At 60.3% G+C, this 17774-nt stretch carries 19 protein-coding genes; 9 read left to right on the top strand and 10 right to left on the bottom strand.

From position 1 onward, the window contains the following. Positions 1 to 7: 7 nt before the first annotated feature. Positions 8 to 886 (bottom strand): 4-hydroxy-tetrahydrodipicolinate synthase, encoded by an 879-nt coding sequence (gene dapA / locus CLM72_RS07950; protein ID WP_105226113.1) that lies wholly within the window; start codon positions 884 to 886, stop codon positions 8 to 10. Positions 887 to 1148: 262 nt separating this feature from the next. On the opposite strand from dapA, the gene CLM72_RS07945 reads away from it, so the two are divergent. Next, the gene (locus CLM72_RS07945) at positions 1149 to 1709 is read left to right on the top strand and encodes a glycine cleavage system protein R (RefSeq protein ID WP_003189463.1); all 561 of its coding nucleotides are present in this window, start codon (positions 1149 to 1151) and stop codon (positions 1707 to 1709) included. Positions 1710 to 1723: 14 nt separating this feature from the next. After that, entirely contained in the window at positions 1724 to 2197 is a 474-nt protein-coding gene (locus CLM72_RS07940) for a peroxiredoxin (RefSeq protein ID WP_105226112.1), read from the top strand. Positions 2198 to 2216: 19 nt separating this feature from the next. On the opposite strand, the gene CLM72_RS07935 is transcribed toward CLM72_RS07940, so the two are convergent. Further along, positions 2217 to 2456 carry a sulfurtransferase TusA family protein gene (locus CLM72_RS07935; protein WP_105226111.1) on the bottom strand — a complete coding sequence of 80 codons (240 nt, stop codon included), beginning with the start codon at positions 2454 to 2456 and terminating at the stop codon, positions 2217 to 2219. Between the two features lie 95 nt (positions 2457 to 2551). Between CLM72_RS07935 and CLM72_RS07930 the strand changes: the two genes are divergently transcribed. Next, entirely contained in the window at positions 2552 to 3985 is a 1434-nt protein-coding gene (locus CLM72_RS07930; RefSeq protein ID WP_105226110.1) for a M48 family metalloprotease, read from the top strand. 68 nt (positions 3986 to 4053) lie between these two features. Here CLM72_RS07930 and CLM72_RS07925 read toward each other — a convergent pair whose 3' ends face one another. The 4 genes from CLM72_RS07925 to rpoE all read right to left on the bottom strand — a co-directional run bounded on the left by CLM72_RS07925 (position 4054) and on the right by rpoE (position 7902). Next, positions 4054 to 5490, bottom strand: a complete 1437-nt coding sequence (locus CLM72_RS07925; protein WP_014717365.1) for a DegQ family serine endoprotease — start codon at positions 5488 to 5490, stop codon at positions 4054 to 4056. 234 nt (positions 5491 to 5724) lie between these two features. Then, positions 5725 to 6684, bottom strand: coding sequence for a MucB/RseB C-terminal domain-containing protein (locus tag CLM72_RS07920; protein ID WP_105226109.1), 960 nt, complete (start codon positions 6682 to 6684; stop codon positions 5725 to 5727). Between the two features lie 16 nt (positions 6685 to 6700). After that, positions 6701 to 7288, bottom strand: a complete 588-nt coding sequence (locus CLM72_RS07915; protein WP_034126575.1) for a sigma-E factor negative regulatory protein — start codon at positions 7286 to 7288, stop codon at positions 6701 to 6703. A 32-nt stretch (positions 7289 to 7320) separates the two neighbouring features. Beyond that, positions 7321 to 7902, bottom strand: coding sequence for an RNA polymerase sigma factor RpoE (rpoE, locus tag CLM72_RS07910; protein ID WP_003172477.1), 582 nt, complete (start codon positions 7900 to 7902; stop codon positions 7321 to 7323). A gap of 460 nt (positions 7903 to 8362) precedes the next feature. Here rpoE and nadB point away from each other — a divergent pair, with 460 nt between their 5' ends. Continuing rightward, positions 8363 to 9979 carry an L-aspartate oxidase gene (gene nadB, locus CLM72_RS07905; RefSeq protein WP_054897610.1) on the top strand — a complete coding sequence of 539 codons (1617 nt, stop codon included), beginning with the start codon at positions 8363 to 8365 and terminating at the stop codon, positions 9977 to 9979. On the opposite strand, the gene CLM72_RS07900 is transcribed toward nadB, so the two are convergent. Then, positions 9948 to 10394, bottom strand: a complete 447-nt coding sequence (locus CLM72_RS07900) for a protein YgfX (protein ID WP_105226108.1) — start codon at positions 10392 to 10394, stop codon at positions 9948 to 9950. The two genes, nadB and CLM72_RS07900, sit on opposite strands and share 32 nt — an antisense overlap. Next, on the bottom strand, positions 10378 to 10632 hold the full coding sequence (locus CLM72_RS07895; protein WP_003189444.1) for a succinate dehydrogenase assembly factor 2: 255 nt from the start codon (positions 10630 to 10632) through the stop codon (positions 10378 to 10380). Before CLM72_RS07895 ends, CLM72_RS07900 begins: the two co-directional genes overlap by 17 nt. Positions 10633 to 10772: 140 nt before the next feature. Here CLM72_RS07895 and CLM72_RS07890 point away from each other — a divergent pair, with 140 nt between their 5' ends. Together CLM72_RS07890 and CLM72_RS07885 are read left to right on the top strand one after the other, a co-directional pair. Further along, entirely contained in the window at positions 10773 to 11714 is a 942-nt protein-coding gene (locus tag CLM72_RS07890; protein ID WP_105226107.1) for a folate-binding protein YgfZ, read from the top strand. A gap of 35 nt (positions 11715 to 11749) precedes the next feature. Next, the gene (locus CLM72_RS07885) at positions 11750 to 12571 is read left to right on the top strand and encodes an HDOD domain-containing protein (RefSeq protein WP_105226106.1); all 822 of its coding nucleotides are present in this window, start codon (positions 11750 to 11752) and stop codon (positions 12569 to 12571) included. On the opposite strand, the gene CLM72_RS07880 is transcribed toward CLM72_RS07885, so the two are convergent. Next, positions 12572 to 13957 carry a sensor histidine kinase gene (locus tag CLM72_RS07880; RefSeq protein WP_105226105.1) on the bottom strand — a complete coding sequence of 462 codons (1386 nt, stop codon included), beginning with the start codon at positions 13955 to 13957 and terminating at the stop codon, positions 12572 to 12574. Further along, positions 13950 to 14621 carry a response regulator gene (locus tag CLM72_RS07875; RefSeq protein WP_014717358.1) on the bottom strand — a complete coding sequence of 224 codons (672 nt, stop codon included), beginning with the start codon at positions 14619 to 14621 and terminating at the stop codon, positions 13950 to 13952. Before CLM72_RS07875 ends, CLM72_RS07880 begins: the two co-directional genes overlap by 8 nt. Before the next feature lie 235 nt (positions 14622 to 14856). On the opposite strand from CLM72_RS07875, the gene CLM72_RS07870 reads away from it, so the two are divergent. The 3 genes from CLM72_RS07870 (at position 14857) to CLM72_RS07860 (ending at position 17773) form a co-directional block, all read left to right on the top strand. Further along, a complete protein-coding gene (locus tag CLM72_RS07870; protein ID WP_105226104.1) occupies positions 14857 to 16149 on the top strand; it encodes an OprD family porin in 1293 nt (430 codons plus the stop codon). 28 nt (positions 16150 to 16177) lie between these two features. After that, complete coding sequence (locus tag CLM72_RS07865) at positions 16178 to 17167, top strand: tripartite tricarboxylate transporter substrate binding protein (RefSeq protein WP_161793218.1); 990 nt, start codon at positions 16178 to 16180, stop codon at positions 17165 to 17167. Between the two features lie 147 nt (positions 17168 to 17314). Continuing rightward, the gene (locus CLM72_RS07860) at positions 17315 to 17773 is read left to right on the top strand and encodes a tripartite tricarboxylate transporter TctB family protein (protein ID WP_056790511.1); all 459 of its coding nucleotides are present in this window, start codon (positions 17315 to 17317) and stop codon (positions 17771 to 17773) included. Position 17774: the final 1 nt, after the last annotated feature.

Genomic DNA, 17774 nt, shown 5'->3' with positions numbered 1-17774 from the left:
TCCTCAATTAAACCAGGACGCCGGACTGGCGCAGGGCCTGTCGCAGCGGTTCGTGACAGGCTTCGCTGAGGGGGGTGAGCGGCAGACGGATACCGTCCGGCATCAGGCCCATCTCAAACAGCGCCCACTTCACGGGAATAGGATTGGATTCGATAAACAGTGTCTTGTTGAGCGGCATCAGCTTTTCGTGGATGGCGCGAGCGGTGACTGCATCGCCCGCGATGGCGGCGGCACACATATCGCTCATGGCGCGCGGGGCCACGTTGGCGGTCACGGAGATATTGCCCTTGCCACCCAGCAGGATCAGCTCGACAGCGGTGGCGTCGTCACCGGAATACACCAGGAAGTCGCTGCTCACGCCGGCCAGGATGTCCTTCGCGCGCTGCAGGTCGCCAGTGGCTTCCTTGATGCCGATGATGTTGGGCACGGTGGACAGGCGGATCACGGTCTCGGCCTTCATATCGCACGCGGTGCGACCCGGTACGTTGTAGAGGATCTGCGGGATCTGAACGGCTTCGGCGATAGCTTTGAAGTGCTGGTACAAGCCTTCCTGGGTCGGCTTGTTGTAGTACGGGGTTACCAGCAGGCAAGCGTCGGCGCCAGCCTTCTTGGCGTTCCTGGTCAGCTCGATCGCTTCACGCGTCGAGTTGGCGCCCGTACCGGCGATCACGGCAATGCGGCCTGCTACGCGCTTGACCACGAACTCGATCACCTGGATGTGTTCTTCCACATCGAGGGTGGCCGATTCACCTGTGGTGCCGACCGCCACAATGGCGTTGGTGCCCTCTTGCAGGTGGAAGTCCACCAGTTTGCCCAGGCTGTCCCAGTCGAGACGACCTTGTGCATCCATGGGTGTGACCAGTGCCACCATACTGCCCGCAATCATGCAACCGCTCCTGCCGGAAAAAGAGAGCCGTAATGGTACTGGCGCCAAGATGCTTGTACAAGCGAAGTACCGCGTGAGGATGCGTTCTGGCGCAACTAAACGTCGGGCAATGACATCATCGGGCCAAAGGACCGCCCGAAGCCGGCTGATCACGCAATGAAAACGCCACCTCCTAGCCCTTGGCGACGCTTTTCGCTACCCTTGATTCTTTGATCGATACAGTCCACACGGTATCGACCGCTCATCGCTTTAGGAAGGCTGCATGTCCACCCCCACAGTTCGCGAACAATTCCTTGTTATCAGTGCCCTCGGCGCCAACCCCATGGAGCTGACCAACGTCCTGTGCCGCGCCAGCCATGAGAACCGCTGCGCCGTCGTGACCTCCCGCCTGACCCGCCACGGCGAGTGCAGTGCGCTGGTCCTGCAGATTTCTGGCTCCTGGGATGCCTTGGCGCGCCTGGAAACCGGCCTGCCGGGCCTGGCGAAGAAGCATGATTTCACCGTCAACGTGGTACGCAGCGCCGCCCTGGAAAACCGTCCCCAGGCCCTGCCTTACGTAGCCTATGTCAGCTCGGCCTACCGTTCGGACATCGTCAACGAGTTGTGCCAGTTCTTTATCGACCATAACGTCGAGCTGGAAAACCTGACCTGTGACACCTACCAGGCGCCACAAACCGGCGGCACCATGCTCAATGCCACCTTTACCGTGACCTTGCCGGCCGGCGTACAGATCAGTTGGCTGCGCGACCAGTTCCTCGATTTCGCCGATGCCCTGAACCTCGACGCCTTGATCGAACCATGGCGCCCACAGAACCCCATGTAAGGAAGTACCTCTCTATGCCGGTAGCCATCGACACACCCGTGGCCGATTTCGAGGCCCAGGCCACCAGCGGCCAGACTTTCAGCCTCGCGGCCCTCAAGGGCAAGCAAGTGGTGATCTACTTTTACCCGAAGGACAGCACCCCAGGCTGCACTACCGAAGGCCAGGGTTTTCGTGACCAGTACGCCGCGTTCAAGGCCGCTAATACCGAAGTGTTCGGCGTGTCGCGTGACAGCGTGAAGTCCCACGAAAACTTCAAGGGCAAACAAGAGTTTCCTTTCGAGCTGATCAGCGATAAGGACGAAGCGGTCTGCAAGCTGTTTGACGTGATCAAGTTGAAGAAGCTGTATGGCAAGGAATACCTGGGTGTGGATCGCAGCACATTCCTGATCGACAGCCAAGGCGTGCTGCGTCAGCAATGGCGCGGCGTGAAAGTGCCAGGGCATGTCGATGCCGTGTTGGCGGCAGCGCAGGCGCTGAATAAGGCCTGATTCTGCGTCGATAAGGCCATCAGCCCTTGCGCAACCAATAACGGTACACACCCTCGGCGGCGTCTTCATGCTCCAGGGTGTGGCCGGCCAGCTTGGCAAAGGTGCGAAAATCACGCTGGGAGCCGGCGTCGGTGGCAATCACCTTGAGCACCTTACCGCTGGCCATTTTATTGAGCTCCAGCTTGGCCTTGAGCAACGGTAAAGGGCAGTTCAGACCGCTGGCGTCGAGTTCGGCGTCACAGGCTACAACGTCGGTCATGGTGCTACTCCAGGCAAACATTCGGGCCGCTTAGAATATCTGGTCCCAAGCTCAGTGTCCGGCTACAGTAAGCTCTTTGTCGAAAGGCTTTGTGCATGACTTTTTTGCGCCCTACCCTGCTGACGCTAGCCTGCCTGCTGGCCTCCCCGGCCTTCGCTGACGACCTGCCGTCACTTGGTGATGCCAGTTCTGCCATTGTCTCGCCGCAACAGGAATACCAACTGGGCCGCGCCTGGCTTGCTTACCTGCGCGGCCAGGTTTCGCAACTCAATGATCCGCAACTCAAGGATTACGTTGAAACCAGCGTGTACAAGCTGGTGGAGACCAGCCAGGTCAATGACCGGCGCCTGGAATTCATCCTGATCAACAGCCCACAGCTCAACGCCTTTGCGGCTCCCGGTGGGATCGTCGGGGTCAACGGCGGCCTGTTTCTCAATGCACAGACCGAAGGCGAATACGCGTCGGTAATGGCCCACGAACTGGCGCACTTGTCCCAGCGTCACTTCGCCCGAGGCGTGGAAGCGCAATCACGCATGCAACTGCCGATGATGGCCGCCCTGCTTGGCGGCATTATCGCCGCCGCTGCGGGTGCCGGCGATGCCGGTATCGCCGCGATTGCCGGCTCACAAGCCGCCGCGATCCAGGAACAGCGCCGCTTCTCTCGCCAGAACGAGCAAGAGGCCGACCGCATCGGCATCCTCAACCTGGAGAAAGCCGGCTACGACCCGCGCTCCATGCCCACGATGTTCGAACGGCTGATGCGCCAATACCGCTTCGACGCCAAGCCACCGGAGTTCCTGCTGACTCACCCCGTGACCGAATCGCGTATCGCCGACACCCGCAACCGCGCCGAACAAGCCAAACCTGGCGGCAAGGAAGACAGCCTGCGCTATCAACTGATTCGCGCACGGGTGCAGCTCAAGTACGAAGACACACCAGGTCTGGCCGCCAAGCGCTTCCAGGCGCAGCTGGATGAGAACCCTAAAAATGACGTAGCGCGTTATGGCCTGGCCATCGCTCAGATCAAGGGTACTCAACTCAAGGAAGCGCGGGAAAGCCTGGCGCCGCTGTTGGCCAAGGCGCCCAACGACATTACCTACAACCTGGCCCAAATCGAACTGGACATCACCAGCAACCGCATGCCGGATGCGCAGCAACGTACCGACCGCATGCTCACCCAGTACCCCAGCAACTATCCGCTGAACCAGGTGCGGGTAGACCTGCTGCTTAAACAGAACCGTACCGCCGATGCAGAAAAGGCACTGGATGGGCTGCTCAAGTCGCGACCGGACGATCCGGACGTGTGGTATCAGGTCGCCGAGACTCGCGGCTTGTCCGGCAACATCATTGGCCTGCATCAGGCTCGCGCCGAATATTTCGCATTGGTGGGGGATTTCCAGCAAGCCATCCAGCAGTTGGACTTCGCCAAGCGGCGCGCCGGCAATAACTTCCCGTTGTCCTCACGCATCGACGCCCGTCAGCGTGAGCTGATCGAACAGGAGCGCTTGGTGAAAGGCATGATGAGCTGAACCCGCCGCCCACAAAAAAGCCCCGCTGCCGTTAACCGGCAGCGGGGCTTTTTTATAGGTCTAGCGGATTACTCGGCCAGTTTGAAGGTAATGAAGCTGGCACGGCCTTGACGCAGGACGCGCATCGACACCGAGCGATTCTTCGGCAACGCCTTGGCGATGTCGGCGAATTCCTTGGTGGTATCGATCGCCTGGTTGTTCAAGTGGGTGATCACGTCACCCGGTTGCAGGCCGATCAAGGCGGCTGGGCCGTCCTGAACTTCCTTGATCACTACACCGCTTTGCAGGTCGAAGGTTTTCTTCTGCTCGGCGGTCAGTTCAACGACGGCGATACCCAAGCGGTTACTGCTGCGCTCGGCGCCTGGCTTGGCGTTGCCCAGGGCGTCCAGGGTCGCGCCTTCTTCCGGAATTGCCCCAACGGTCAATTCGACGTTCTGGCGCTTGCCGTCACGAATCACTTCCAGCTTGGCTTTGCCGCCGGCCTTGAGCGCGCCGACCAAGTGAGGCAAGTCCGCCGACATGATGATCGGCTGGCCGTTCATGCTCAGGATGACGTCACCGACTTTCAGGCCGCCTTTGGCCGCAGGGCCATTGTCCTGAATCTGCGCCACCAGGGCACCGGCCGGCTTGTCGAGACCGAAGGACTCAGCCAGGTCCTTGTTCACTTCCTGGATTACCACGCCCAACCAGCCGCGGCTGACCTTGCCGCCGCTTTTGAGCTGATTGGAGACGTCCATGGCTACATCGATCGGGATCGCGAAGGACACGCCCATGAAGCCACCGGAGCGGGTGTAGATCTGCGAGTTGATCCCCACCACTTCGCCGGCCAGGTTGAACAGCGGGCCACCGGAGTTGCCCGGGTTGATCGGCACGTCGGTCTGGATGAACGGCACGTAGTTTTCGTTTGGCAGGCTGCGACCGATGGCGCTGACGATGCCTTGGGTAACGGTGTGGTCAAAGCCGAACGGAGAACCGATCGCGACCACCCACTGACCGGCCTTCAGGTCCTGGGACTTGCCCAGTTTAAGCACCGGCAAGTCCTTGCCATCGATTTTGAGCAAAGCCACGTCGGAACGTGGATCGGTGCCAATCAGCTTGGCCTTGAGTTCACTGCGGTCCGCCAGGCGCACGAGAATCTCGTCGGCATCGGCAATCACGTGGTTGTTGGTGAGGATGTAACCGTCAGGCGAAATGATGAAGCCGGAGCCCAGGGACTGGGCTTCGCGCTGGCCACCGCCGCCACGAGGAGAGCGAGGTTGCGGCATCCCGCGTTCGAAGAACTCGCGCAACATGGGCGGCAAGCCTTCCAGGTCGGGCATCTGCTGGTTCGAGACTTTGCGATCCGGCAGCTTCTGCGTGGTACTGATGTTCACCACGGCAGGCGAGGCCTGCTCCACCAGTTGGGTGAAGTCAGGCAGCTCGACCGCTTGCGCAGGTAAGGCCTGGCCCAGCACCAGCACTGTGGCGACTATGGATAAGTAAGACTTCAAACGTGGTATCGACATACAGCTCCCGTTACGACGAGCAGGGTTAAGCGACAGGGTTCAATAAACGCCGGATACTGCGACCGGCATTTTTGTTCCGCGAACAAACAAGGCCAGAGCCATCAAACCCTGACCTATAAAAAACATGGGAAGTTTTTGCAAGTGAAAATGCTGATCCAGAGATTTCATACGCCCAGTACCCAACGAAATTCGGGCCCAGATTGATAGACCAGGATGAACATAAGATTAACAATCTCAGGGCTTGGCGGCGGCCTTTTCACCACGCACCGACAACGCGATACGTTCAGCTGTGCCGATGGGAATTTCGCCCACCACCGTGACCATCATTTCGCCATCTACCGTATTCAAACGCCGGGATACTGCCACGGTCGGCCCAAGCTGAGCGCGGGTTTCATTCACATCAGCGCCGTTGGCTGACTCAAGAAACACCGAAAAACGCGCGAGCCCATCGTCATACATCAGGCTGTCGACGGTAGATTTCGTTTGGGCATCTTTGCGCGTAGCGCTGCTGATCTGTTGGAAACCAGGCGGTAGCCAGTCCAGATGCCACCTTTGCGTGGCAGACAGCTCAGGTGCTTTAGCGGCGGACATCGTTACCGGCGAACAGTCGCCGCTGGGCTGCAAGTCCTGGTCAGAAGGAATGGCCGAAGCATCCAGATGGGTGAACTGAAAACGCTCCAACAACTGCCCTTGGTCATTCAGCAGCAAGGATTTAAGCGGCAGCGCAGTTTCACGGTCCAGGTGTAATTCAAACCCATAACGGTAGGGATCACGCGGGCTGATCGACACAATCACCGCATGACGACCGGCCACGCGCGATTTGCCAATAACGGCCAGGTCATAGAATAAAGTGAGTTTTTTTGGATCAAGAATACGCGAGGGTGCCTCAGGTGACTGACCGAGACCAGCCGCCAATGTGCCACTGACACATTGTGCCCGACCATCAACCCTGACCGCTTCCTGGGCGGAGCCGTCAAGTTGCAACAAGCGTTCACGCACATGACCATTCTGGACACGGTGCCAGATGTCATGGGTAGAAAAACTGCCGTTACGTTCGTAGACAAACGTACCTTCAAAGCTTTGCTGCTGCTCTGCACGCCCAAGTCGAGTCAGCCAGTCTTGGGCTTCATCGGCATGGGCGGATAGTGCAAACCAACTACTGAGCAAAAGCGTAAGGAGCGGTATGGCGCGCATAGGGCTCCTTAGCGAATCAGCGGTTTTCCTGGCTTGCTGCACGAGCGTATGGCAGAGCGCTGTCAGTGCCTTTGGCAGCCGATTCCTGCGCATGTTGACGCAGGTAGCCTGGAAGGCGCTGATCCTGCCAGCCGGATTGCCCCTGAAGTACACCATTAGCCATAGGGCCGGTGGTATCAGTGCTTTCCTTGTAGCCAGCCAGCACGGCCGGACCTTTGACTTGCGGACCGGCCATGACCGGTTGCTGAGTCTGTTGGGCCAGCTCGTTGCCTGCGATCTCGTCCTGATTGTACAGGCGAACACCTGCCAACACAGCAACGGTCACCGAAGCGGCCACTGCCAGACGACCCAGGCTGCGCCACGGACCACGCGAGGCTTTTGCCGGAACGGCTTCATCAGCCAGTGCAGCAGAAACGGCCGCAGCAATATCCAGACGAGGGATTAGGAGATCCTTGTGCATCACCGCCCGAGCGACTTGGTAACGAGACCAGGTATCACGGGTTTCGGCGTCATCAAATGCGTTGAGCACTCGACGAAGTTCCAGTTCATCCGCTTCGTTATCCATCACTGCGGACAGCGATTCCTGCAGGGCATCACGACTCATGGCGGTTCCTCTCTTGGCTGTCGCCGCTGTCTTTAGTTTTCCTGCAACAACGGTTGCAAGGCTTTGTCGATGGCTTCCCGGGCCCGGAAAATCCGCGACCTCACAGTCCCCACCGGACATTGCATGACGCTCGCAATGTCTTCGTAACTCAGACCATCGAATTCACGTAAAGTTAACGCCGTACGCAAATCTTCTGGCAGTTGCTGAATAGTGCGATGGACGGTGCCTTCGATCTCGTCGCGCAGCAATGCACGCTCCGGCGACTCGAGATCTTTGAGGCCGTGATCACCATCGTAGAATTCAGCATCTTCTGAACTGACATCACTGTCTGGTGGGCGGCGACCGCGTGACACCAGATAGTTTTTCGCCGTGTTGATGGCGATGCGGTATAGCCACGTGTAAAACGCACTGTCACCGCGGAAATTTCCAAGTGCACGGTAAGCCTTGATAAAGGCTTCCTGCGCAACGTCCTGCGCTTCATGGGTGTCGTGCACAAACCGCACGATCAACCCGAGAATTTTGTGCTGGTATTTCAGCACTAGCAGATCAAATGCTCGCTTATCACCGCGCTGTACGCGCTCGACCAGCTGCTGATCCTCTTCCTGGGTTAGCATGAACACTCCTCGTTGTACTTGAAGGAGGCTTGCATAACTAAACGATCAGGCTTGCAAACATAGACTCGGGCTTTTCGCAAAAGTTCTCCCCCTTCAAGCAAGTTTCCGGCATGCACTGATTTGGCACACACGAAAAACGCAGCACGGTCGGTGCCGGCTGCGCGAATAATCTTGTCGCCGGTTTCGTGACGCGTCCAATGCTCCCGACGGGCCAATAAACTCAACGTTTTCCCAGCTTTCGGGCAACCTGCTATTGAGTCGGGGCTTATGCAAAAAGTTCCCGTCCCGCCAACCGGCCGTTTCCCAAAGCTGCGCAGCATAATCTCACAATGCCACGAAGGCGTGGCTATTGTGCCGCTCCACCCCTCTATATACTAGTGGCCCGTGTGACCCTTTGATTCGCCGATCCAGGCGTACTGTTTGCGCCCCCCTTTGGATCGCTTTTTGCGGAATCCGTCAAATGAGCCAACAGTTTCAACACGATGTCCTCGTAATCGGCAGCGGCGCCGCCGGCTTGAGCCTGGCCCTGACCCTGCCCAGCCATTTGCGTATAGCGGTTTTGAGCAAAGGCGACCTGGCCAACGGCTCGACCTTCTGGGCCCAGGGCGGCGTTGCTGCGGTGCTGGACGACACAGACACCGTGCAATCCCACGTCGAAGACACCCTTAACGCCGGCGGTGGCCTGTGCAACGAAGACGCCGTGCGCTTCACCGTCGAGCACAGCCGGGAAGCCATCCAATGGTTGATCGACCAAGGTGTGCCTTTCACCCGCGATGAACATGCCGGCAGCGACGACGGTGGCTTTGAGTTCCACCTGACCCGCGAAGGCGGCCACAGCCATCGCCGAATCATTCACGCCGCCGATGCCACCGGGGCCGCGATTTTCAAGACCCTGCTCGACCAGGCCCGCCAACGTCCAAATATCCAATTGCTGGAGCAGCGCGTCGCCGTCGACCTGATCACCGAAAAACGCCTGGGCCTGCCGGGCGAACGCTGCCTGGGCGCCTACGTACTCAACCGCACCAGCGGTGAAGTCGATACCTACGGCGCACGCTTCACCATTCTCGCCTCGGGCGGCGCCGCCAAGGTCTACCTCTATACCAGCAACCCCGACGGTGCCTGCGGCGACGGCATTGCGATGGCCTGGCGCTCGGGCTGCCGGGTCGCCAACCTGGAGTTCAACCAATTCCACCCCACGTGCCTGTACCACCCGCAGGCCAAGAGCTTCCTGATCACCGAAGCCCTGCGCGGCGAAGGCGCACATTTGAAGCTGCCCAATGGCGAACGCTTCATGCAGCGCTTCGACCCACGCGCCGAGCTGGCACCACGCGATATCGTCGCCCGCGCCATCGACCACGAAATGAAGCGCCTTGGTATCGACTGCGTGTACCTGGACATCAGCCACAAGCCCGAAGCCTTCATCAAGACCCACTTCCCGACCGTCTACGAACGCTGCCTGACCTTCAATATCGACATCACCAAAGGCCCGATCCCCGTGGTACCGGCCGCGCACTACACCTGCGGTGGCGTGATGGTCGATCAGCATGGCCGCACCGACGTGCCGGGCCTGTATGCCATCGGCGAAACCAGCTTCACAGGCCTGCACGGCGCCAACCGCATGGCCAGCAATTCATTGCTTGAATGCTTCGTGTATGCGCGCTCGGCGGCAGCGGACATTCTTGAGCAACTGCCGCGCATCCCGGTACCGGCCGCCCTGCCCCGCTGGGACGCGAGCCAGGTCACCGATTCGGACGAGGATGTGATCATCGCCCACAACTGGGACGAGCTGCGGCGCTTCATGTGGGACTATGTGGGCATCGTGCGCACCAACAAACGCCTGCAGCGGGCGCAACATCGGGTGCGCTTGCTGCTGGATGAGATCGACGAGTTCTACAGCAATTATAAGGTCAGCCGCGACCTGATCGAGTTGCGCAACCTGGCCCAAGTGGCCGAGCTGATGATCCGGTCGGCCATGGAGCGAAAGGAAAGCCGCGGCCTGCATTACACCCTTGACTACCCACAGATGCTGCCCGAAGCCCGGGACACTATCCTGGTGCCAACCACCTACGGCGGCTGAACTTCAGGCGTACCCGCAGGCGCCGGTGCACATCGGCCGCCTGCGCATCCTTTGGCACGCAGATTGACCGCACCCGCCACTCACCCTGCACCCGGTAACGCAACACCACGATCAGCGGCAACGCCAGGCTGTCGGGCCGCAGTTGCACAGGGTGCCACCCGCGCGCGGCGCTCCATAACTGCCAGCCATCGTCGTCACGGCGCAGGCCACGAATCGACGAACGGTGAGTGAGCAGGATTTGCCGCGGCAATACCCAGGCACAATGAGCCAGGCATAGCAGGATGCCAAGGCTTGAATAAGGCAGGTCGAGAGCCAGCAGGCTGCTCAGCGCGACCAGCTGGGCAAGGACATAGGCCGCCAGCAACAGCCGTGAGGCCTGCCAGCGGCATTCGAAACGATTACTTGGGCTGGACACGATCCAGGATCATCCGAACCATGCGCTGCAGCTCCGGGTCTTCGGATTCGGCACGCTCCATGAACCAGCCAAACATGTCCTGGTCTTCGCACTCGAGCAACCTGACGTAGAGGTCGCGGTCCACCTGATTGAGCGTCGCGTATACCTCTTTGGTGAAAGGCACCAGCAACACATCCAGCTCCAGCATGCCGCGACGGCTGTGCCAGTAGAGGCGATTGATTTCTACATCTTCGACCATGGAGCCCTCCTAAAATAGAGCGCAAGTATACAGCCCCGACGACACTGGAACAGTCGGCTTTGGTCGCCCTATATGGAAACTATGCATTTGCCGGACGCCCCTCTATGATGCACCCATGACTTTTTGACCTGCGATGACCCATGGCTGACTCCGCTTTTTTCTGCTCCCTGTCCCACGAAGGCGTTCTCGCCGTCCGCGGCTCTGATGCTGCCAAGTTCCTGCAGGGCCAACTGACCTGCAACCTCAATTACCTGAGTGATACCCAGGCCAGCCTGGGCGCGCGCTGCACGCAAAAAGGCCGGATGCAGTCGAGCTTCCGCATCCTGCTGCAGGGTGATGGCGTACTCCTGGCCATGGCCACCGAGTTGCTTGAGCCGCAGTTGGCGGATCTGAAAAAGTACGCGGTGTTCTCCAAATCCAAGCTCACCGACGAAAGCGCTGCCTGGGCGCGCTTCGGCCTGGTGAACGCAGACGCGGCCTTGACCGATCTAGGCCTGGAACTGCCGGTCGAGACCGACAGCGTGGCACGCAACGAGGCATTGATTGCCGTCCGCGTTTCCCCGGGCCGTGCCGAACTCTGGGTACCTGCCGAACACGCCGACGCCTTGCGCAGCCAATTGGCCGCGCAGTTGCAACAAGCTGAATTGAATGCCTGGCTGCTTGGCCAGATCCGTGCCGGTATCGGCCAAGTGATGCCCCAGACGCGCGAGCTGTTCATTCCGCAGATGCTCAACCTGCAGGCTGTGGGCGGCGTCAGCTTCAAGAAAGGCTGCTACACCGGCCAGGAAATCGTCGCGCGCATGCAGTACCTGGGCAAACTCAAGCGGCGCCTGTATCGCCTGAGCCTGGAGGCCGACGAACTTCCTGAGCCAGGCACTCCGTTATTTTCCCCGAGCCATAACAGCGCGATCGGCGAAGTGGTCATCGCAGCAAAAGCTGACCAGTCGATTGAACTTCTCGCCGTGCTGCAAGCCGAAGCTGCCGACAGTGGCGACGTGCGCTTGGGAACCCTGGAGGGCCCGGGCTTGCACCTGCTTGACCTGCCCTACCAACTGGACCGTGATCGCGAGATCCAGCGTTAATCGCCGTACTTTTTGCAGCACCCTAGAGAGCATGAATGAACAAGCTGGCGGAAAAAGTCCAACAAGCGTTGGTAACGGCCATCGACAACGATGACCTGGTTCTGCCGACATTGCCGGAGGTGGCCCTGAAAATTCGCCAGGCCGCCGAAGACCCGGACATCAGCATCAGCCACCTGAGCAAAGTGATCAGTCGTGACACGGCCCTGTCGGCGCGCCTGATCAAAGTGGTCAACAGCCCGTTGCTACGGGCCAGCCAGGAAGTCACCGACCTGCACACCGCCATCACCCGGCTCGGTACCAACTACAGCAGCAACCTGGCAATCGGCCTGGTGATGGAGCAGATCTTTCACGCCCGCTCCGAGGTGGTCGAACAGAAAATGCGCGACGTGTGGCGCCGCAGCCTGGAAGTGGCGGGCGTGAGCTACGCCTTGTGCCGTCGCCACAGCCAGCTCAAGCCAGACCAGGCGGCCCTGGGTGGCCTGGTGCATCAGATAGGCGTGCTGCCGATCCTCACGTATGCCGAGGATCACTATGAGCTGCTGGCCGACCCCGTCAGCCTCAACCACGTCATCGACAGCATCCACCCGGTGCTGGGGGACAAGCTGCTGCGGGTCTGGGACTTCCCCGAGATGCTGGTGAATGTGCCGGGCCAATACCTGGACCTGACACGCGACTCTGCAAGCCTGGACTACGTCGACCTGGTGCAGGTCGCCGCGCTGTACTGCCACCGCGGCACCGAACACCCCCTGGGAACCGTGCCGATTACCGCCTTGCCGGCCCTCATGAAGTTGCGCATAGACCTGCACAGCGACGCCCTGCGCAGCGAACTGGACGAAGCGCGCTCGATGTTTTACTGATCAACCCGCGATAAAACTCACGCGCACCTTAAGCCCCGCCAGTTCGCCATCATGCAGGCTGATCTGCGCCAGGTGCGCACGGCAAATCTCCCCGACAATCGCCAGCCCCAAGCCCGACCCCATGCCCTGTTGGCTGCGTCGATAAAAGCGTTCGAACACCCGGTCCCGCTCATCCAGTGGGATGCCAGGGCCGTCATCCTCGACTTCCAGCACCGCCGGAGCCGTCACTCGCAAAATCACATTGCCGCCGGGCGGGGTATGGGCCAAGGCGTTATCCACCAGGTTGCTGAGCAGCTCATTCAACAGCGTTGGTTCGCCGCGCAGCCATACCGGCTCGTCGGCCTCCAGCGCCAGGGCCACGCCCCGCGCGTGGGCCAGCGGCGCCATGGCCATACCGAGCTCACGGGCCAATTGGCTTAAATCGAGCAGTTGCGCACCGCCTTCGGCAATGGCGCGGGCACCGTTTTCGATGCGGGCCAGGGACAACAATTGATTCGCCAGGTGCGTCAGGCGGTCGGTACCCTGGGCGGCCGTTTCCAGGGTGCTGCGCCAGGTGGCCGGTTCTTCGGCACGCAGGCCCAGTTCCAGCCGGGCCTTGAGCGCCGCCAGGGGGGTGCGCAGCTCGTGGGCAGCGTCGGCAATAAACTGCGCCTGGCGCTCGAACTGCCCGCGCAGACGTTCGGTGAAATGGTTGAGAGAGCGCACCAGTGGGCCGAACTCATCCTGAACTTCCACTAATGGCAGAGGCCGCAGGTCATCAGGCTGGCGCTCTTCCACCGCCGTACGCAGGCGCTCCAGCGGGCGCAGTGCGGCGCTCACCGCGAACCACACCAGCAATAACGCACCGATGGCGAGCATGCCCAGACGCAGCAGTGTATCGGCCATCAGGCTGCGGGCCATGGCCACCCGGGCTTCGTCGGTCTCCGCGACACGAACTTCGGCCATGCCATTCATGTTCGGCTCCGAGACGGCCTTGAGCAGGCTCACCACGCGCACCTGCTGGCCCAGGTACATGGCGTTGTAGAACCGCGCCAAGGCTGGATAATCGTCGGTGCGGGGCGTGCCCGGCGGCGGGCCAGGCAGGTTTTCGTAACCGGAAATCAGTTTCTGATCAATATCATTGACCTGGTAATAAATGCGCCCGGCACTGTCGTAGGCAAAGGTGTCCAGGGCCACATAGGGCACATTGGCGCTGAGGGTGCCGTCCACCTGGGTCAAGCCGGCGGCAATGGTGCGTGCCGAGGCCAGCAGCGTGCGGTCATAAGCGGTGTCGGCGGCTTCGCGACCGTTCCAATAAGCGCTCATGCCGCTGGCGAGCATCAACAACACCAGCAATAACGCAAGGTTGCACAGCAAGCGCCAGCGCAGGCTGCTGGGCTTATGCATCACGGGCTTCCAGCAAATAGCCAAGGCCGCGGAAGGTGACGATGGCGATGGGTTGGCCATCGAGCTTCTTGCGCAGGCGATGCACGTAGATTTCGATGGCGTCGGGGCTGGCCTCCTCGTCCAGGCCGAATACCTGGGACGCCAATTGTTCCTTGCTCATCACGCGCCCCGGCCGGGCGATCAAGGCTTCGAGCACCGCTTGTTCTCGGGAGGTCAAGGTCATCAGTTCGCCTGCGACCGTGAAGCGCCGGGTGTCGAGGTCGTACACCAGCACACCGCAGGTCTGCTGGCGCTCGCCGCCCAGCACGCTACGCCGCAACAGTGCCTTGACCCGGGCTTCGAGTTCCGTGAGTTCAAACGGTTTGGCCAGGTAGTCATCGGCGCCCAGGTTCAGGCCGTGCACGCGGTCTTTTACATCACTGCGAGCAGTCAGCATCAGCACCGGCAGGTTTTTTCCACGCGCCCGCAAACGTGCGAGCACCTCGAAACCATCCAGGCGCGGCAACCCTACGTCCAGGATCACCGCGGCGTATTCCTCGCTGCTCAAGGCCAGGTCCGCCGCCACGCCGTCATGCAACACATCAACGGTCAAACCCATGCTCTTGAGCGCTTGGGCCACGCTTTCAGCGAGCTGCAAATGGTCTTCAACCAGGAGGACACGCATGGATTTCTACCTCGTTCAGGGGTGGTCGACGCCACGCTTTGCCCGGCAGTTTACAGCCGCAACCTGGCCTGTGAAGCCCGAAAACATTGAAAGGCGATTGAAAGGTTAGTGAAAGCTTCGCCCTTTAGCATCCAACCACGGTGGTCTATGCCCGCCGAGTTGCCTGACCCGTAGCGCCCGAAAAACGCCTCGAAGCGTTTTCGCCAGAATAAGAACAATAACGGAGTACACCACGATGCTGTCGACCCAGCCACAGGCTTGCCCGCCTGTTCGTTCTTCCCGCCTGACCCACACCGCCCTCGCCAGTGCCGCTGCCCTTGCCGGCTTTTCGCCGCTCAGCCAGGCTGCCTTCTTCGAAGACAGTAGCGCGACCCTGGAAACCCGCAACATGTACTTCAACCGCGACTTTCGCGACGGTACCAGTGCCCAGCAATCCAAGCGCGACGAATGGGCCCAGGGCTTCATGCTCAACGTGCAATCGGGCTACACCGACGGCACCGTCGGCTTTGGTGTGGATGCGCTGGGCATGCTCGGCGTCAAGCTCGACTCCAGCCCCGACCGCACCGGCACCGGCCTGCTGCCGACCCACGATGACGGCCGCGCCGCCAACGAGTACTCCAAGCTGGGCCTGACCGGCAAAGTGAAAATCTCCGCCACCGAGCTGAAGATCGGCTCGCTGATCCCCGAACTGCCCATCCTCAAGCCCAACGACGGGCGCATCCTGCCGCAGACCTTCAACGGTGGCTTGATCACCTCCAAGGAATTCAAGAACCTGGTGTTCACTGGTGGTCGCCTGGACAAAGCCAAGGACCGCGACGACACCAACTACGAAGACATCGCGCTCAATAACAAGAACAGCCGCTTCCTCAGCGGTGCCACCGGCAAGCACTTCAACTTCGGTGGCGTCGACTACAAGTTCGCCGACAAGATCACCGGCAGCTACCACTTCGCCCAACTCGACGACGTTTACCGCCAGCACTTCCTCGGCATGGTCGCATCCCGCCCGATGGGCCCTGGCACCTTCGGCGCCGACCTGCGCCTGGCGATCAGCGATGACACCGGCTCGGCCCGCGGCGGCAATATCGACAACACGTCCCTCAACGGCCTGTTCAGCTATGCCCTCAATGGCCATAAGCTCAGCGCCGGCTACCAGCACATGTCCGGCGACAGCGCCTTCCCGTATGTGGATGGCAGCGACCCGTACCTGGTCAACTTCGTGCAGATCAACGATTTTGCCGGCGCCGAAGAACGCTCCTGGCAGGCACGCTACGACTACGACTTTGCCAAGCTTGGCATTCCGGGCTTGAGTTTCATGAGCCGTTACCTCTCGGGTGACAACATCAAGCTCAAGAACGGCGAGACCGGCAAGGAGTGGGAACGCAACAGCGAGATCAAGTACGTGGTGCAAAGCGGCACGTTCAAAGATGTGGCCGTGCGCCTGCGTAACGCCACCTATCGTTCCAACTATTCGGCCCGTGACGCAGATGAAATGCGCTTGCTGGTCAGCTACAGCGTCGCACTTTGGTAGTAACCCCCTCATAACAAAAACGATGGAGATCACCATGACCCTTTCACTGCGTAAATTTGCCCTCGCCGCTGGCTGCATGCTGTTCGCCGGCCAACTGCTGGCCGCCGACGAACCCAAGCGGCCGGAATGCATCGCCCCGGCCTCCCCAGGCGGCGGTTTTGACCTGACTTGCAAACTGGCGCAAAGCGCGCTGGTGAACCAAAAGCTGCTGACCAAGCCGATGCGTGTGACCTACATGCCAGGCGGCGTGGGCGCGGTAGCCTACAACGCGGTCGTCGCCCAGCGCCCTGCGGATGCGGGCACGTTGGTCGCATGGTCGAGCGGTTCGCTGCTGAACCTGGCCCAGGGCAAGTTCGGCCGTTTTGATGAAAGCGCCGTGCGCTGGTTGGCGGCAGTGGGCACCAGCTATGGCGCCATCGCGGTGAAAAGCGACTCGCCCTACAAGACCCTCGATGACCTGGTCAAAGCCCTGAAGAAAGACCCAGGCAGCGTGGTGATCGGCTCTGGCGGCACCGTCGGCAGCCAGGACTGGATGCAAACCGCGCTGATCGCCAAGGCCGCCGGGATCAACCCGCGCGAACTGCGTTACGTCGCCCTTGAGGGTGGCGGTGAAATCGCTACGGCTCTGCTGGGGGGGCATATCCAGGTGGGCAGTACCGACATCTCCGACTCCATGCCGCATATCCAGAGCGGCGATATGCGCCTGCTGGCGGTGTTCTCCGAGCAACGCCTGGATGAGCCGGAAATGAAGGATATCCCGACCGCCAAAGAGCAAGGCTACGACATCGTCTGGCCGGTGGTGCGTGGCTTCTACCTGGGGCCAAAGGTCAGCGATGCCGACTACGCCTGGTGGAAAGACGCCTTCGACAAACTGCTGGCTTCCGAAGAGTTCGCCAAGCTGCGTGACCAGCGCGAGCTGTTCCCGTTCGCAATGACGGGCCAGGAGCTGGACACCTACGTGAAGAAACAGGTGGCTGACTACAAAGTGCTGGCCAAAGAGTTCGGCCTGATCCAGTAATCGCCCCTCTTTTGTGTAATGCCCCTGCAGGAGCGAGCGTGCTCGCGAAGAACCCAAGGACATCCACGTGCGTCCAGAGAGCACGCGTTATCGTTGAAGTTTTTCGCGAGCAAGCTCGTTCCTACAAGAGGGGCCTTGGAGTTTTCTATGCTCTTACAACGCATTTTCGCTGCCGTGCTATTGCTGGCCTGTATCGGCCTGGCACTGATGGCTTGGCCGTATCAGGCGGCTTTTTCCTACGAACCCGTAGGGCCAAGAGCCTTCCCCCTGCTGTTGCTCGGGCTGATGGGTCTGGCGCTTATCTACATGATGATTCGCCCGCAGGCGACCAAACACACCGACGATGAACCCGCGCTGGATCAACCCACGTTGATCAAGATCGGCATCTGTGTGGCCCTGCTGCTGGTGTTTGCCGGCACATTCGAATCCTTGGGTTTCATTCTCAGCAGCATGCTGATCGGTATTCCGATGGCACGGCTGTATGGCGGCCGCTGGTGGCCCAGCGTGGTGATCATCACCTTGATGAGCGTCGGGCTTTATCTGCTGTTCGATAAAACCATGGACGTACCGTTGCCCCTCGGCCTGCTCGACGTTCTGGAGAACTGAT

The organism is Pseudomonas sp. MYb193 (assembly GCF_002966775.1).
Classification (GTDB): domain Bacteria; phylum Pseudomonadota; class Gammaproteobacteria; order Pseudomonadales; family Pseudomonadaceae; genus Aquipseudomonas; species Aquipseudomonas paracarnis.
This window is presented reverse-complemented; position numbering and strand designations above follow the sequence as displayed.

What these genes read in the sequence shown, in the direction of transcription:
- dapA (WP_105226113.1), bottom strand. Translation starts at nt 886, where the DNA reads ATGATTGCGGGCAGTATGGTGGCACTGGTCACACCCATGGATGCACAA.
- CLM72_RS07945 (WP_003189463.1), top strand. Translation starts at nt 1,149, where the DNA reads ATGTCCACCCCCACAGTTCGCGAACAATTCCTTGTTATCAGTGCCCTC.
- CLM72_RS07940 (WP_105226112.1), top strand. Translation starts at nt 1,724, where the DNA reads ATGCCGGTAGCCATCGACACACCCGTGGCCGATTTCGAGGCCCAGGCC.
- CLM72_RS07935 (WP_105226111.1), bottom strand. Translation starts at nt 2,456, where the DNA reads ATGACCGACGTTGTAGCCTGTGACGCCGAACTCGACGCCAGCGGTCTG.
- CLM72_RS07930 (WP_105226110.1), top strand. Translation starts at nt 2,552, where the DNA reads ATGACTTTTTTGCGCCCTACCCTGCTGACGCTAGCCTGCCTGCTGGCC.
- CLM72_RS07925 (WP_014717365.1), bottom strand. Translation starts at nt 5,490, where the DNA reads ATGTCGATACCACGTTTGAAGTCTTACTTATCCATAGTCGCCACAGTG.
- CLM72_RS07920 (WP_105226109.1), bottom strand. Translation starts at nt 6,684, where the DNA reads ATGCGCGCCATACCGCTCCTTACGCTTTTGCTCAGTAGTTGGTTTGCA.
- CLM72_RS07915 (WP_034126575.1), bottom strand. Translation starts at nt 7,288, where the DNA reads ATGAGTCGTGATGCCCTGCAGGAATCGCTGTCCGCAGTGATGGATAAC.
- rpoE (WP_003172477.1), bottom strand. Translation starts at nt 7,902, where the DNA reads ATGCTAACCCAGGAAGAGGATCAGCAGCTGGTCGAGCGCGTACAGCGC.
- nadB (WP_054897610.1), top strand. Translation starts at nt 8,363, where the DNA reads ATGAGCCAACAGTTTCAACACGATGTCCTCGTAATCGGCAGCGGCGCC.
- CLM72_RS07895 (WP_003189444.1), bottom strand. Translation starts at nt 10,632, where the DNA reads ATGGTCGAAGATGTAGAAATCAATCGCCTCTACTGGCACAGCCGTCGC.
- CLM72_RS07890 (WP_105226107.1), top strand. Translation starts at nt 10,773, where the DNA reads ATGGCTGACTCCGCTTTTTTCTGCTCCCTGTCCCACGAAGGCGTTCTC.
- CLM72_RS07885 (WP_105226106.1), top strand. Translation starts at nt 11,750, where the DNA reads ATGAACAAGCTGGCGGAAAAAGTCCAACAAGCGTTGGTAACGGCCATC.
- CLM72_RS07880 (WP_105226105.1), bottom strand. Translation starts at nt 13,957, where the DNA reads ATGCATAAGCCCAGCAGCCTGCGCTGGCGCTTGCTGTGCAACCTTGCG.
- CLM72_RS07875 (WP_014717358.1), bottom strand. Translation starts at nt 14,621, where the DNA reads ATGCGTGTCCTCCTGGTTGAAGACCATTTGCAGCTCGCTGAAAGCGTG.
- CLM72_RS07870 (WP_105226104.1), top strand. Translation starts at nt 14,857, where the DNA reads ATGCTGTCGACCCAGCCACAGGCTTGCCCGCCTGTTCGTTCTTCCCGC.
- CLM72_RS07860 (WP_056790511.1), top strand. Translation starts at nt 17,315, where the DNA reads ATGCTCTTACAACGCATTTTCGCTGCCGTGCTATTGCTGGCCTGTATC.